Origin of the sequence: Bacteroides sp. AM23-12, assembly GCF_003434395.1 — a bacterium.
GTDB lineage: Bacteria > Bacteroidota > Bacteroidia > Bacteroidales > Bacteroidaceae > Bacteroides > Bacteroides thetaiotaomicron.
In genome coordinates, this window is sequence record NZ_QTLF01000101.1 from 1 (window position 1) to 941 (window position 941).

Sequence of the window (941 nt, forward strand, 5' to 3'; positions counted from 1 at the left end):
CAGGCGTTCCTGAAGACCGGGACAGCGGACGATCCATTTATTCATTTTGCGGTAAGCGGCAATGCCAGTAAGTTCGGGAGAATAAAGCTGTGCCAGTTCCATACGACCATAAGCACGTATTTTGAATTCTATCATGACAAATAAGTTTCTGTTTTACAGTCACAAAAGTAACAAAATATATTCACATTACCTACGTTTTATCAGGGAATAACAGACTATAACTGACAACAATTGCACATTACCGACTCTCACTGTACACAACCGATTCTTCCGAGTTACAGCATACTATCTTTGTATCATCGAAAGGGAGAAATCCTCACGAAAGTATGTTTAACTCTTTAAAATTATTATTTTATGATTCGTTACAAAATTTATCAGAACCAACAGAAAAAAGGCTTGAATGCCGGCAAATGGTTCGCCCGGGCGGTAAGCGACGAGACATTCGACCTTGCCAAACTTGCCGAACACATGTCGAAACACAATTCACCGTATTCCAGTGGGGTGATCAAAGGCGTGCTCACTGATATGGTGGACTGTATCAAGGAACTGCTGCTCGACGGCAAAAGTGTGAAAATTGATGATCTAGCCATCTTCGGTGTAGGAATCCGCAGCAAGGCTGCCGAAACGCTGGAAGAGTTCTCGCTGGAGAAGAACATCACAGGTATGCGGCTCAAAGCACGTGCCACTGGAAACTTATCAACGACCAATCTGAAGCTCGACAGCCAATTGAAGCAGCAGGCGGAGTATCAGAAACCGACAACGCCCGGAGGAGGAGGTTCCGGTTCAGGCAACACTCCCGATCCAAAACCTAATCCGGACGAAGGAGACGAAGAAGCACCGGACCCGACTGTTTAAGTCATAACCTGAACCCCGCAAAGTCTTTAGCTTATCACGGCTAAAGACTCATTAAAAATCAATATTTTTTTCATTTAAAATCAAAA

2 protein-coding genes are annotated in these 941 nt (G+C 44.0%); one reads left to right on the top strand and one right to left on the bottom strand.

Annotation, left to right across the window (positions count from 1 at the left end; translation table 11 throughout):
• Positions 1 to 135, bottom strand: a 135-nt coding sequence (locus DW640_RS23325; RefSeq protein WP_117579009.1) for a DUF4248 domain-containing protein, incomplete at its 3' end; no start/stop codon positions are given.
• Between the two features lie 219 nt (positions 136 to 354).
• Between DW640_RS23325 and DW640_RS23330 the strand changes: the two genes are divergently transcribed.
• On the top strand, positions 355 to 855 hold the full coding sequence (locus DW640_RS23330) for a DNA-binding protein (protein ID WP_011107946.1): 501 nt from the start codon (positions 355 to 357) through the stop codon (positions 853 to 855).
• The last annotated feature ends 86 nt before the right edge of the window (positions 856 to 941 follow it).

What these genes read in the sequence shown, in the direction of transcription:
- DW640_RS23330 (WP_011107946.1), top strand. Translation starts at nt 355, where the DNA reads ATGATTCGTTACAAAATTTATCAGAACCAACAGAAAAAAGGCTTGAAT.